General features: G+C 72.9%; 14 protein-coding genes and 1 pseudogene. 10 read left to right on the plus strand and 5 right to left on the minus strand.

Annotated features, from left to right (window positions below; all coding sequences use genetic code 11):
- From KPF22_RS01260 to KPF22_RS01275, 4 genes and pseudogenes are all read right to left on the minus strand, one after another.
- Positions 1-241, minus strand: a pseudogene (locus KPF22_RS01260) (tellurium resistance protein TerC); the annotation flags it as partial.
- A gap of 253 nt (positions 242-494) precedes the next feature.
- On the minus strand, positions 495-782 hold the full coding sequence (locus tag KPF22_RS01265; protein WP_308010347.1) for an AsnC family transcriptional regulator: 288 nt from the start codon (positions 780-782) through the stop codon (positions 495-497).
- A gap of 176 nt (positions 783-958) precedes the next feature.
- Positions 959-1,423: a DUF3040 domain-containing protein gene (locus KPF22_RS01270; RefSeq protein ID WP_224400949.1), complete on the minus strand. Its 465-nt coding sequence runs from the start codon at positions 1,421-1,423 to the stop codon at positions 959-961.
- 77 nt (positions 1,424-1,500) lie between these two features.
- A complete protein-coding gene (locus KPF22_RS01275) occupies positions 1,501-1,695 on the minus strand; it encodes a hypothetical protein (protein WP_224400948.1) in 195 nt (64 codons plus the stop codon).
- Positions 1,696-2,097: 402 nt separating this feature from the next.
- On the opposite strand from KPF22_RS01275, the gene KPF22_RS01280 reads away from it, so the two are divergent.
- Positions 2,098-2,322 (plus strand): hypothetical protein, encoded by a 225-nt coding sequence (locus KPF22_RS01280; protein ID WP_224400947.1) that lies wholly within the window; start codon positions 2,098-2,100, stop codon positions 2,320-2,322.
- A 151-nt stretch (positions 2,323-2,473) separates the two neighbouring features.
- Here the strand turns inward: KPF22_RS01280 and KPF22_RS01285 are convergent, their stop codons facing one another.
- Positions 2,474-3,004: a hypothetical protein gene (locus KPF22_RS01285; RefSeq protein ID WP_224400946.1), complete on the minus strand. Its 531-nt coding sequence runs from the start codon at positions 3,002-3,004 to the stop codon at positions 2,474-2,476.
- 1,076 nt (positions 3,005-4,080) lie between these two features.
- On the opposite strand from KPF22_RS01285, the gene KPF22_RS01290 reads away from it, so the two are divergent.
- The 9 genes from KPF22_RS01290 to KPF22_RS01325 form a co-directional block, all read left to right on the plus strand.
- Positions 4,081-4,743 carry a recombinase family protein gene (locus tag KPF22_RS01290; RefSeq protein ID WP_224400945.1) on the plus strand — a complete coding sequence of 221 codons (663 nt, stop codon included), beginning with the start codon at positions 4,081-4,083 and terminating at the stop codon, positions 4,741-4,743.
- Positions 4,740-5,096: a hypothetical protein gene (locus KPF22_RS01295; RefSeq protein ID WP_224400944.1), complete on the plus strand. Its 357-nt coding sequence runs from the start codon at positions 4,740-4,742 to the stop codon at positions 5,094-5,096. Before KPF22_RS01290 ends, KPF22_RS01295 begins: the two co-directional genes overlap by 4 nt.
- Positions 5,093-6,763: a Mu transposase C-terminal domain-containing protein gene (locus KPF22_RS01300; RefSeq protein ID WP_224400943.1), complete on the plus strand. Its 1,671-nt coding sequence runs from the start codon at positions 5,093-5,095 to the stop codon at positions 6,761-6,763. The genes KPF22_RS01295 and KPF22_RS01300 overlap by 4 nt, the downstream gene beginning before the upstream one ends.
- The gene (locus tag KPF22_RS01305; protein WP_224400942.1) at positions 6,763-7,509 is read left to right on the plus strand and encodes an ATP-binding protein; all 747 of its coding nucleotides are present in this window, start codon (positions 6,763-6,765) and stop codon (positions 7,507-7,509) included. Before KPF22_RS01300 ends, KPF22_RS01305 begins: the two co-directional genes overlap by 1 nt.
- A gap of 238 nt (positions 7,510-7,747) precedes the next feature.
- Positions 7,748-8,887, plus strand: a complete 1,140-nt coding sequence (locus KPF22_RS01310; RefSeq protein ID WP_224400941.1) for a hypothetical protein — start codon at positions 7,748-7,750, stop codon at positions 8,885-8,887.
- Between the two features lie 284 nt (positions 8,888-9,171).
- Positions 9,172-10,449: a MobF family relaxase gene (gene mobF / locus KPF22_RS01315; protein WP_224400983.1), complete on the plus strand. Its 1,278-nt coding sequence runs from the start codon at positions 9,172-9,174 to the stop codon at positions 10,447-10,449.
- On the plus strand, positions 10,401-11,180 hold the full coding sequence (locus KPF22_RS32875; RefSeq protein ID WP_308010350.1) for an AAA family ATPase: 780 nt from the start codon (positions 10,401-10,403) through the stop codon (positions 11,178-11,180). Before mobF ends, KPF22_RS32875 begins: the two co-directional genes overlap by 49 nt.
- Entirely contained in the window at positions 11,104-11,448 is a 345-nt protein-coding gene (locus tag KPF22_RS31750) for an AAA family ATPase (protein WP_255624075.1), read from the plus strand. The genes KPF22_RS32875 and KPF22_RS31750 overlap by 77 nt, the downstream gene beginning before the upstream one ends.
- Before the next feature lie 469 nt (positions 11,449-11,917).
- A partial coding sequence (locus tag KPF22_RS01325; RefSeq protein WP_224400984.1) for a hypothetical protein occupies positions 11,918-12,322 on the plus strand: 405 nt, incomplete at its 3' end.

Here is a 12,322-nt window from a genome sequence, read left to right on the forward strand (position 1 = left end):
TGTCCACGGCCAGGGACTTCTCGATCAGGTAGCCGGCGAAGTATTGCTGGCCGAACTCCGCGCCCCAGAACCACCACACCGTGATCCCGAACGCCACCCCGATCACGACCCAGACCGCCGACCACGCGGCGGCCTCCCGGACGCCGATGACATGGGCGTGGCGGTGGGCGACGAGATCGACCGCCAGCATGGCGATGATCCCGGCCAGCACCGCCAGCCAGACCCACAGTGCGACATCCACGACAGAGCCCTCCAAGTGTTCGCGGTTCGGGCACTCGGAGGTCTCTCCCGACCCTGGCCGCGGCCCGTGGCGGGGCCTCGCGGGGGTCCGTCCCGCCGGGCCCCGGCGCGTCCCGCGGGTGCGGGTCGCGCTGGTGGGCCGTGATGACGACGAGAACGCCGGGATACTCCCCTCCAGACACTTCAAGTGAAGCATGTTTCGTGTTTTTGGGCAACACCCACGGTGGCTCTCGCGTCCGCGGCCGTGCGCGCGCTCAGCGGTGGGCCGCCGACGCCTCGTCCGAGGCCTCGGATGAGGGCGCGGGCCCGGTGGTGAACACGCCGAGGAGCTCGCCGACGGCGTGGTCGCGTTCGGCGGGGTGGCGCAGCGGGCCGGAGGGGTCGACCTGGTAGCGGTTGCGCCGGCCCACGCGGACGCGTTGCAGGTAGTCGGCGGCTTCGAGGTCAGCCACGATCGACTGCACCGAGCGTTCGGTGATCCCGACCAGGACCGCGACGTCGCGCAGTCGGGTGTCCGGGTCGCGGGCCAGCGCGACCAGCACGTGGGCGTGGTTGGTCAGGAACGTCCACCCCGAGGCCCCCGCCGCATCGGGCGGCGCGCTCGGGTCCCCAGCAGGTCCTTGGCGGGCGCCACCCCAACTGGTGTCTCCTCGACCAGCATCTGTGTGACTCGGATTCATGTTTTCAGCCTCGCACGACGGGCCGGGGACAGCCAGGGTCAATCGTGCGGGACCTGGGATGGACCGGGGCGGTGGGTGGGGTCGCGGCGCAGGAACAGCAGGTTCAGCACGGTGGGCGGGACCATGAGGAGACCGAGCGCCAGCAACGCGGTCACGGCCCCGTCGGTGAACGCCAGCAGGAGCACGATCACCACCACGACCACGATGCTGACCTGGACGAGGAGGTTCCACTCGCGGTGGGTCAGGCGGTCGGTGACGTCCCGGGTGTCACGGCGTTCGCCGGGGCGGGCGGCGCTCGCCCGATCCGACGCGGAGCCCTTCGTGGACGCTGTAGCGGGCTCCTGCGGGCGGTGGCGCGGGGCTCGGTGGCGCAGCCGGGCCCCGAGGTGGGGGTCGCTTAGATCGAGTCGGGCGCTGATGTCGGCCAGGGTGCGCTGCTCGGCGGGCGTCAGTGCTCGCCCGCGGCGGGGCTGTTCGTGGTCGAACACATCGGGTGAGGGCATCGCAGGCTCCACTAGGTCGGGGCCGGAACGCGGTCGGTGTGGGCCGCGCCGCAGGGGTCTTCGCGCTGGGCCGCGGGTCATCCCGCCGAGCTCAGGGCCGCGGCCGCGGGGGCGGACGCGGTCGTGACCAGGACCAGCCGGGGCTGCGGCGGGCGGCGGGGCGGCGACGCGTGCACCGCGCGCAGGGCGAGCAGTGCGAGCGCGGCGGTGGCCTCGGCGCCGAGGTCGATCACGTCGGCCAGAACCCGCCAGGGCAGCGGGGGTCGGCTCATCGTCTCGCCCTCGATCCTCGTCCTGGGGTGGTCGCTCAGTGGTCGCTCGGTGGTCGCGGTGGTGTGGGTGGGCCGCCGGCCGGGTCTCGGTCCTGGGGGGTGGACCGAGCTCGGCCGGCGGCCCGTCGGCGGCGCCGGACCCCCGCGCCCGCGGCGCCTCGGGGGGTGAGGCGTTGCGCGCGGGCGTCGAGATCGAGTGGCGCGCCGGTCACGCGCCCCGGGGGCCACGCCAGTGGGGCGCGGAATCCGGGACGTGGGACGCACCGTGCCGCCGGTACTGAAGGGCTGCTAACGGCTGGTGTGAGAACGACGGTGCGCCACCGACGCCATCATGCGGCTCGCTCTTCGCGTGCCGAGGTTCGTGCACTGACGAGCGTGTGCCGATGGGGATCGGTGGGCGCGGTGGGCGGCGTCGTGGCGGACGGGGCGTTCGCCGGCTCGTTCCTGCTGACGCAGGGTGGTGTGCAGGGACGGTTCGCTGCGGTCGATGATGTGGAAGCCGACGTTCTCGGCGTGGGCGCGGTCGCGGGCGCAGCGCAGGACCTCGAGCGTCTCGGGGGCGTGGACTTCGGCGTGGCTGAGGTCCAGGACCAGCACCCGCACGATCTGGTCGAGCTGCTGGTGTAGGTGGCGGCTGAGGACGGCGGCGTCGTGGCGGGCCAGGCGCCCGTGGAAGGCCAGGATCGTTCCCCTGGTGACTGAGCGGATGTGGAGCCGGCCGCCGGGGGTGGGGTGGGTGTGGTCGCCGGGGCGGACGGGGCGGACGGGCCGGGCCATCTCAGGAGCTCCTCGTCGTGGCCGCGGGCCGCGGGCCCGGCGAGACGTTCGGCGGGCTGTGGCCGCCGTGGGGTGGGTGCAGTTCGGCGTCGAGCGAGTGGGCCAGCGCACGGAGCCGGCGCTGCCACTGCCGCTCGCGGCCACGGCGGGTCAGCGCGCCGGGTGCGGCGACGGTGAGCACGGTGGTCGCGGGCCAGCCGGCGTCGGCGCAGACGTCGCAGGCGGTCCGCATGAGCGCGATGAGCCGGCTGTCGAGTCGGTCGGCGGCCACGGCGTGGACGACGGCGTCGGTGGTCCACGGCGCGGCGGGTCGGGCCACGGCGACCAGCAGGGGCCGGCGTTCGGCGCGGGCGCGCCGGGCCGCAGGACCCAGCAGGGCCGGGGCGTTGTCGTCGGGGCGCAGCCCCACCACGAGGCGGCGCGGCGGCCTCGACGCGGGGTGATCGGGCCCGGCGGGTCGGGTTCTGGGGTCGGACGCCGTGACGCGCGAGGTGGGATCGAGGACCTCGGCGTGGTCGAGGGTGGAGATCATGTCGCAGCTCCCCGGTGCGGGCTTGGTACGGGTCGTCGTCGGTGGTCGTGGTGGGCCAGATCAGCTGCCCGGGTCAGACACCGGCTGGCCGGCGCGGCGAGTGGCGGGGGTGGCGCGGGGGTCCCAGGGGTGGGGGGGTTGCCGGGGCCGTGCTTGCCCGTGTTCAGGGAGGTGCGGTTCTTCCGCCGCCGGGGTTGACCGGTCACGATCATGGTGAGGGCAGCGGCGAGCACGGCGACCCCGGCTGTGGCCGAGCCCAGCACCGTCGCCCATCCGATCGTGGGCCCGCCCGGGGCGACCGGGGCGAGCGCGATCCATACCCCGAGCACCGCGGCGGCCCACCCGGCGCGACGCGATCCTTCGGAGTTCGCGGTCCAGCCAACGTGGCCCAGCACGATCAGCACGAGGCCCACGACCATGTCCGAGACCGCGAGCGGGGACGCAGCGCTTCCCGAGTCGGCGTCCGAGGCGATGGCGCTCCAGGGCATCGAAGATGACAACAACGCCAGGTACAACCCGGCCATGGTCACTGCGCCCGCGCCGAGCTGAGCGGCCGTGACGTGCACCGTGTTCTCGTCAGGGGCCGGTCCGCTCGCTGGTCCCACCCCAGCGCTGTGCGCGGACCGGAGCGGGGGCGAGAGGGGCCGACTGGCGGCGGCGTACACGACCACAACGGCCACCTCCTCCACAGTCCGCCGCGCTGGTCACCACCCTGGTGGCCTGGCTGCGGCCAGGACCCATTCTAGCGATTCATGGTTCGTGTGTCTATATTCGCGCAACTCAAAACGTACGTCTGGGTAGCGCGGTTCGGTTCGCTGTGCGGGCGACCTCGCTGCGAGCGCGCCATGCCCCCGACGCCACGTTCCGTACTGCGCCGGCCTCGACGTGACGCGCTGTCGCTGACTCCCGCCGCCCACTCCGCGAACGTTGGAGCGACCCGAATCCTTGGATGTGGGACGGTCACCCGTCGCCCCTCGCCGGCTCATGCGGGCTCGGCGTGTCGCGGTCCAGAAGTAGTGGCCATAACGGCGTGTCGTAAAGCTCGTCCGGAGCCGACCAGCGGTACGTTCCGCGGTGTGGACCTCGGGTACGCGCGGGTGTCGACGGCCAAGCAGGACCTCGAGCGTCAGATCGACGCACTCGGCCAGGTCGGCATCCCTGCCGAGCGGATCTATCTGGACAAGCGCTCCGGAGCCAGCTCGGACCGTCCCGGCCTGGCCGCCGCACTCGCCTACGCTCGCTCCGGGGACGTGATCGTGGTCCACACGCTGGATCGGCTCGGGCGCACGGTGCGCGACACCTTGAACCTGATCCACGACCTCTCGGAGCGCGGGGTCGGGGTCCGCAACCTGGCCGACCCGATCCGGGTGGACTCGTCGAACCCCGACGACCCGATGGCGCAGCTGGCGGTGGTGCTGCTGGCGCTGTTCGGGCAGATGGAGCGCACCTACACCCTTGAGCGGGCCGCGCACGCCCGCGCGGTGGCGACCGCGAAAGGCCGTCGTGTCGGGCGGCCGGTCACCGTCGACACCCACCAGATCGCCTACGCCACCCATCTCCGCGACCAGGGCGACACGATGACTGAGATCGTGACCAAGACCGGGATCCCGCGCACCACCCTGTATCGGCACCTGCCGGCGCGGCCGCCGGAGCCGATCACCGCCGCCGAGGACCCCACCTTGGCCGCGGACCCCACTCTGGCCGTGGACCCCACTCTGGGTGGGGAGCCCCGCTCGTGAGCCCGAGGCCCCGGACGCTCCCGTCGTCCCGCGCAGCGGTCGAGGTGCGGTGTTCGGCATGTGGCCGGCAGGCCACGACCGCCGACGAGGTCGCCGACCTGGCCACCGAGTGGCTGATGCCCGACCCGGCCGGGCGCGGGCCGGCGTCGCGGCGGTTCTGCCGGGGATGCGCCCCGGACGGCCCGGTGGACGAGGTCGTGTGCGCCCGCTGCGGGGACGGGCCGCTGCTCGCCGGCGAGCTCACCAACCTCGACCTCGAGGTCACCGCGGCGATCGACGCGTGGCTCGTCGAGACCGGGTGGCGCCTTGCCGGGCCGGTCTGCCCGGGCTGCGTGGTGGACATGTCGCGATGACCCGCCTCGGCCCCGGCATGAAGGCGCTGCTGGTCGCGCGGCTGCGCGAGCTGCGCGCCGCCGGTGAACTCACCACCGCGGTCGTGCGGGCCTCCGCTGCTGGGGCTGGGGTCACCGAGCGCACGCTGTGGCGCTGGCTCGCCGTCCGTGACGCCGACCAGGGACGCGTGAGTTGCGAACATCCCGGCCACGAACACGCCGGACCCGGTGAACCGGCGGCCCATCGTGGCCGGTACGAGCTCACCAGCGCCGACGTCGACGCGTTCGTGGCCTGGCAAGGCAACGTCGCCGCGGTGCATCGCGAGCGGCACGCCGCGCAGCCCGGAGGCCCGTCGCTGCGCGGACTGCAGCGTGCCTTCGCCACGCAGCTGACTCCCGGCCAGCGGGCCGGGCTGGTGGAGGGCGCGGAGGGCCGGCGTCGCTACGAGGTGTATCTGCGGTGGGCGCCGTCGGCGCGCAACGCGATGTGGGAAGGCGACCATGTCGAGCTGCCGGTGCTGGTGCTCGCGCCGCGCGCGCAGCGCCCGGCCAAGCCGTGGGCCACGCTGTTCCTCGACGCCTACTCCCGGATGATCATGGGGTGGGCGATCTCGCTGCGCCCGACCTCGGCGACGGTGCTGGCCGCGCTGCGGGCCGGGATCGTGATCGACCCGGACCGCGGCCCCTTCGGTGGGCTGCCCGCGGTGCTGCGCCCCGATCAGGGCTTGGAGTTCAGCGCGGCCGCGCTACGCCGTTCGTGCGCCGCGCTGGGGATCGAGTTCGTGCCGACGCCGGGCTACACCCCACATCTGAAGGGCAAGATCGAGAGGGCGAACCGGACCCTGGACCAGGAGTTCCTCTCCGGGCTGCCGTTCCACACCGACGGTCCACGCAGCCTCGACGGGGCGCTGCTGGGCCCGGACGCCGAGCCGATGTCGCTGGGCCTGTTCGTGGACCGCTTCGCCGAGTGGGTACGCGGCTACAACACCACCCGGGTGCACTCCGAGCTGAGCACGACACCGCTGGTGCGCTGGGGTGAGGACGCCACCCCGCTCCGCGAGCTCGACCCGGCCCAGCTGCGGTGGATGCTGATGGCCGACGTCGAGCGCACGGTCAACCGCGACGGCATCCACTTCGGTGGGGTGCGGTTCATCGCCCCGGAGCTCAACGAGCTGGTCGGGGAACGCCTCCAGGTCCGCTACACCCCGCACGACCTGCGCCAGATCGAGCTGTTCCGCGGCGATCACTGGTTGGCCACGGCCTTCCCGCAGGACACCCTCACCTCCGAACAGCGCGACGCGGTCCTCGAGCGGCGCCGCGCCGACGCCGCCGAGCTGGGACGGCGGCACCGCCGCGCCAGCCGGCGTGCCCGCGCCCAGCTCGCCCCGATCACCAAGCCCGGCGAGGTCGAGGACACCACCGTGATCACCAACGACACCGCCCGCACCGAACGCGACCGGCGCCGTCGCCGGCGCGGGGACGAGGGCCCGGACTACGCCGCCCTGGCGCGGCTGGCGCGGACCGACCTGCTCGACCTCAAGAGCGACTTCGCCTACTGGAACCCCGAGTTCCGCGAGGCCGCCGATTCGCCCGCACCGGTCGATCTCGACCAACCCCACGACACCGAGCAGGACACCGAGCAGGACACCGAGCGCCGCGTCGGCGGTCAGGACGGAGAGCAGGGCTGATGGCGCGGCATTTCCTCGACCTGCCCGGGGCGCGGGTGCTGCCCACCACCGGGCTGCAGCTGGTCGACCAGGCCGTCGGGCACGTCGTCGACGCCGCAGCGATGGGCGTGGTCCACGGCCCGGCCGGGATGGGCAAGACCTACGCGGTGGAGTCCGCGCTGGCGGCCCGCTCGCAGGCGGGGTTGTGGTCGTCGTTCCCGTCGCGCCCGACGATGCGCCTGGTCGCCGCGACGCTGTTCGAGCAGCTGACCGGGTCGCCAGCCGGGCGGGCACGCAGCCGGTTCGTGCTGATGGACGCGGTGATCGAGGAGCTCTCGACACGTCCGCGCGTGGTGGTGGTCGACGAGGCCCAGCGGCTCAACACCGAGTGCATCGAGTTCCTGCGCCATCTGCATGATCACCCGCGGACCCGGTTCGCGCTGCTCCTGGTCGGCGGCGACGGGGCCTGGCAGGTCCTCTCGGCCCAGCCGATGCTGCGCTCGCGGATCTACCGGCGGGTCCGGCTCGAACCTCTCACCAGCGCGCAGGTGCTGGAGCTGATCCCGCGGTTCCACCCGATCTACGAGGGCGTCGACCCGGAGCTGCTGGTGCAGGTCGATGACCATCTCGCGCACGGGAACCTGCGCGACTGGGCCTCGTTCACCCAGTCCGCCGCGCAGCTGTGCGCCGAGCACGACCACCCGGTGCTCGACGCGAGGATCGTGGCGAACGCGTTCGCGTTGCACGGCGCCGCGATCACCGGATGAGCCCGCTTCTGGTTGGAGGGCCGTGACCGGCTCGGTCGCGGCCGCGAGCTGCGGGACCGCGACCGGTGGCCGCCGCGCACACGCGGCCACGCAGCGCACTGTCGTGTCGGCCACAGCGTCGGCCACGCGCAGGTCCGCGGCCACCGACGTGCGGCCACCGGCCATCAGGGCGGCCGCGGCGGCTCCGGGAGCCGGCTACCGCCATGACAGGCCCGGTTCGGGGACCGGGCTGCGGTGGGTGCTCGATCCCGACGACGACCACGCCTGTGTGCGGGCGCTGCTCGGGGTGCACGACCTCGCGGACGGGGTGGTCGTTTGCCTGGCGGCGCCGGGCTCGCCGTGGCCGGTGCTGGCCCGCGACGTGCTGCTCGCCCTCGGGAAGGACCGGCGAGCTCTGGATGCCGCCGGCCCGCGCAGCAGCGCGCCGGGGCTGCTCGAGCTCTGGTTGCGCGCGGAGCAGGTGCACCACCTGGTGGTGCTGCGCGCGCATCTGCTCCCATTCTCGACCCTCGCCGCGGTCGACCGGCTCGCCGTCGCCACCGGGGTGCAGGTGTGGAGGGTCGCCCACGGGCCACTGCACAGCGCGCGGACTCCGACAACGTTGCCCTGGCCAGCCATGCTCGCGCTGCTCACCGTGCCGACGGCCGCCGACCGCCAGAAGCCCACCGCCGAGGAGCAGTACGCAACGGTGCGCGATCTCGCCGCTCGGGCGGGGCGCGCCTGGCGGATCTACACCGAACGCACTCGCATCCGGGCCCGGAAGGTCCGGCCCGACTGCGCGCTCGGTGTGCTGCTGCAAAACCTCACCATCGACGCGCACGACGGCGATGACCTGCTGCTGCGCCTGCACGCTGCCCGGGTGGGGCTGCGTGACGCAGGCCTGCACCTCGTCCTGCCCGCGCTCGCGACCGACACCCGCCTGCTGGGCTACCTCGGGCCGCGTTTCAGCCCCGAGACCGTCACTCGGCTCCGCCGGCTGGCCTGCCCGCTCGCCGTCGGCGCGCTGACCCTGGCCCGGGCCACTGACAGCAGCGCACCCTGGCTCGCGAAGACCCGACTCGACTGGACCGACCCGTGCGGCCGCCACGTCCGCGCCTACACCGGAACCTTCCGCGTCCCCCCTCAGGCACGCCCAATGTTGCGGGCGCTGCTGCTCGACCGCGCGTCGCGGGACGACCCGCCACCGGCACTGTTCATCGGGCGTGACGGGAAGGCATTGCTCGGGCGGCGCCTCGCGCACCGAATCCGCGCCGGCGCCGACCTCGCAGGTCTGCCGGCCGGCGAGGCCGCCATCCCGCGCGAGAAGTGCTACACGCCCGAGACCTTCGCGACCACATTCACCGGCGCCACCAACCTTCAACCAAGATCAAAGCACTGACAGCCAAGCTGTCGTCTACTGACACTCGATCTGTCGTTTTCCACTGACATCGAGCTGTCGCTCCACAGGGCTGTCGCCGGGCACCTTCGTTCCCGTTGCGCCGTCCCACAGCTGCTGACATCTCCGTGGCGCCGTCTGCTGACACGACCTGTCGTTCCCGCTGACATCTCCATGTCGTTCCACACACCCATGCTGCCATCCCACCAGTCATCGTCACCGCTTCTCCGCTAACAGACCTATGCATCAACTGATGATCTTCGGTTGGGTGCGGTAAGATGTGGATCATGCTGCGGATCAACACGGTCGGGGCGGGGGCGGTCGAGTACCTGCTCCGTGGCTCCGGCTGTGCCGCGCACCGCGGCCCTGAGCAGGGCGCCGAGCAGGGCACGGATGGGCCGGGTTACTACGCCGCGGCTGTCGAGCACGGTGAGCCGGAGGGCCGTTGGTTTGGGTCGGGGATCGTGGCGCTGGGTCTGCCGTTCGCTGCCGGTGAGGCGGTGGTGGCTGAGGATGTGCGGGCGGTGTTCGGTCAGCTGCGTCGCCCGGAGTCTTCGGAGGAGGACCCGGTTTATCTGGGGAACCGGCCGCGGAAGTACCGGGCGGTGGAGGAGCGGGTCGAGCGGGCGATCAGGCGTGAGGCGGGTGTGCCGGCTGAGGAGCGGGTCGAGGAGATTCGTCGGGCGGCGGAGGCTGATACGCGTCGGAGTGTGGCGTATTACGACTGGACGTTCAGTGCGCCGAAGTCGGTGAGTGTGTTCTACGCGGCGTTGCTCGCGGCCGGTGCGGATGGTGAGGCCGCGGCGGTGCGTGCGGCGCACGACCGGGCTGTGGAGACGGCGGTGTCGTTCGCCGATGAGCGGGTTGCGGTGACGCGGACGGGCCGGCATTCGGGTCCGCGGTCGCGGGCGGGGATGGGGACGTTCGAGCGGGGGCAGGGGACGACGTGGACGTTGTGGGGGCACTCGACCAACCGTGAGGACGAGCCTCAGTTGCACACCCACGGTGCGTTGTTGAACCGGACCGCGACCGCGGATGGCCGAATCACGGCCCTGGACGGGGCGTCGTTCCGAGGGTTGAAGCAGGCCGTGGATGCGGTGTATCAGCAAGCCCTCGAGCAGCTGGTCACCGCCGCGGTAGGGGTTGCGTGGCGGGAGCGTCCGGACGGGCATGCGCGGGAGATCGCCGGTGTCGACCAGGCGTTGATGGACGCGGCGTCGACTCGGACCGGGCAGGTGGATGCGCGGATCGCGGCGTTGGTGGAGGAGTTCCGGTCGCGCACTGGGCGGGCGCCGAGTGCGGCGGCGATGCACCGGATCGCGCGGATGGCGGTGCTGGACACCCGGGCGCCGAAGTCCGCGGACGCCGGGCCGCAGGCGTTGCGGCGCTGGGCGCGGGCGCATTCGCGGGAGCTGCAGGGTGCATTGTCCGACGCGGCTGAGGCCGCCGCGCAGGGACAGCCGGTGCGGGGTGAGCGAGCGGAGCCGGTCGACCGGAGGAGCTGCTGGGGGCGGCGGTGGAGCGGGTCACGGGCCGGTACGCGGTGTGGGACATCGGGAACCTGACGCTGGCGATCAAGGCCGAGGTCGGGGACCGGTGGGTGGGTCTCGGGCTGGGGGAGGCGACGCCGGCGCAGCGCGCGGCCGCGCTCGAGGACCTCGCCCGTGACGCGGTCCGCCGCGCGGACGTGGTGCAGGTGTCGATGGTCGAACCGGTGGAAGTTCCCGGCGGGCTGCGGCGCGACGGTGATGGTGGCTACGTCCTGCGCGGGGCGCATCGGGAGCGCTACTCCTCGGTCACACACGTCGGGCGCGAGGAGGCTGTCGTCGCTCGCGTGAGCGCACCGCTGGAGGTGGGGTTGGCCGCAGGCCGGGCGGCTGCGGTGCGGGAGGAGCTGGTCGGGCAGGGCATGAGCGGCGACCAGGTCGACGCCGTCGTGGCGATCCTGACGTCGAGGGTCGCAGGGGACGTCCTGGTCGGCCCGGCGGGTGCGGGGAAGTCCCGCACCGTGGGCGCGCTCGCAGAGATCTGGTCGCGGGAGATCGGTGGCCGGGTGTTGGGGTTGGCGACCTCACAGGTCGCCGCGGAGAACCTGCGTGGGGACGGGATCCCGGCGATCAACACGACGATGTTCGAGCACCGGTTCACCCCGGATGAAACCGGACACGTTCGGCAGCGGCTGTCTGCCGGGGACCTGTTGATCGTGGACGAGGCCGGGAATGTCGTCGACGATAGACCTGCACCTGATCACCCGGCTGGCCGCGCGAGGCCGGCGCGAAGTGGTCCTGGCCGGTGACCACGAGCAGCTGGGCGCGGTCGAGGCGGGCGGGTTGTTCGAGCACCTGACCCGGCACGCGGCGAGCGTGTCGGAGTTGGTGGTCGTGCACCGCTTCGCCGAGTCCTGGGAGCGCGCGGCGTCGCTGCTGGTGCGCGGTGGGGACACCGCCGCGGTGGCGGAGTACCTGACCCGTGGCCGGTTGCGGCGGGGACGTTGGAGCAGATGCAGGCACAGGCCGGGAAGGCATGGCTCGCCGACACCGTCGCGGGCAAGCAGTCCCTGCTGATAGTGGGAACCAACGACCAGGCTGCGGACCTGTCGCGCAGACTGCGCCAGGAACTCATCCGACTCGGGCGGGTCGACGGGCGCACGGTGAGCCGAATCCACCGCGGGCAGAAGGTGTCGGTCGGGGACCGAGTGCAGGCCCGGCGCAACGACCGCGGTCTGCTGGTGGAGCCGGCTGTGCGCGTCGACGGTCGAACCGGGGTGGTGCAGCCGGTGACAAACAGGGAGATCTACACGGTGGTCGGCGCGACGTCAGAGGGGACGGTGCTGGGGCGGGACCGGCACGGCGCGATCGCGCACTTCCCCGCCGCCTACGCCGAGGAGCACCTGACGCTGGCGTATGCGGTGACGGTGCACGCCTCGCAGTCGCTGACCGTGGACACCGGCACTTCGTCGCGGACGAGGGCAGCAGCCGGCACGCGGCCTATCCGGCGATCACCCGGGGACGCGAGTCCAACCACGTGTGGTTGGTGTCGGAGCGTCCGGCTGATGAGCACGACCAGCAGGCGATGTATGAGACCGCGCGCAGCCGGTTCTCTGCCCTGGTCGAGCACAGCGGTGCGCAGGTCTCGGCCCTGGCTACAGCGGAGGAGGGCGAGGGGCGGGCGCGGTCGTTGGTGACGCTGGCTGGTGACTGGTTCGACCTCGCCCGCGCGCAGGGTGAGAAGCGTTCCGCGGGGCTGCTGGAGCGTGGGCTCGGGTCTGCGGTGGCCGGGCGGGTGGAGCGTGAGTCGGGGCGCGGTTCGTTGCTGACCGTGCTCGCTGAGGCCGAGGTCGGGGGCATGACCCGGAGCGGTTTGCTGCGTGAGGTCGCCGACGGCGCCGCGGCTGGTACTTCGGCGAGAACGTGTCGGACGTGCTGCGCTGGCGCATCG

Origin of the sequence: Pseudonocardia sp. ICBG1034, assembly GCF_020131375.1 — a bacterium.
In the GTDB taxonomy this organism is placed as follows: domain Bacteria; phylum Actinomycetota; class Actinomycetes; order Mycobacteriales; family Pseudonocardiaceae; genus Pseudonocardia; species Pseudonocardia alni.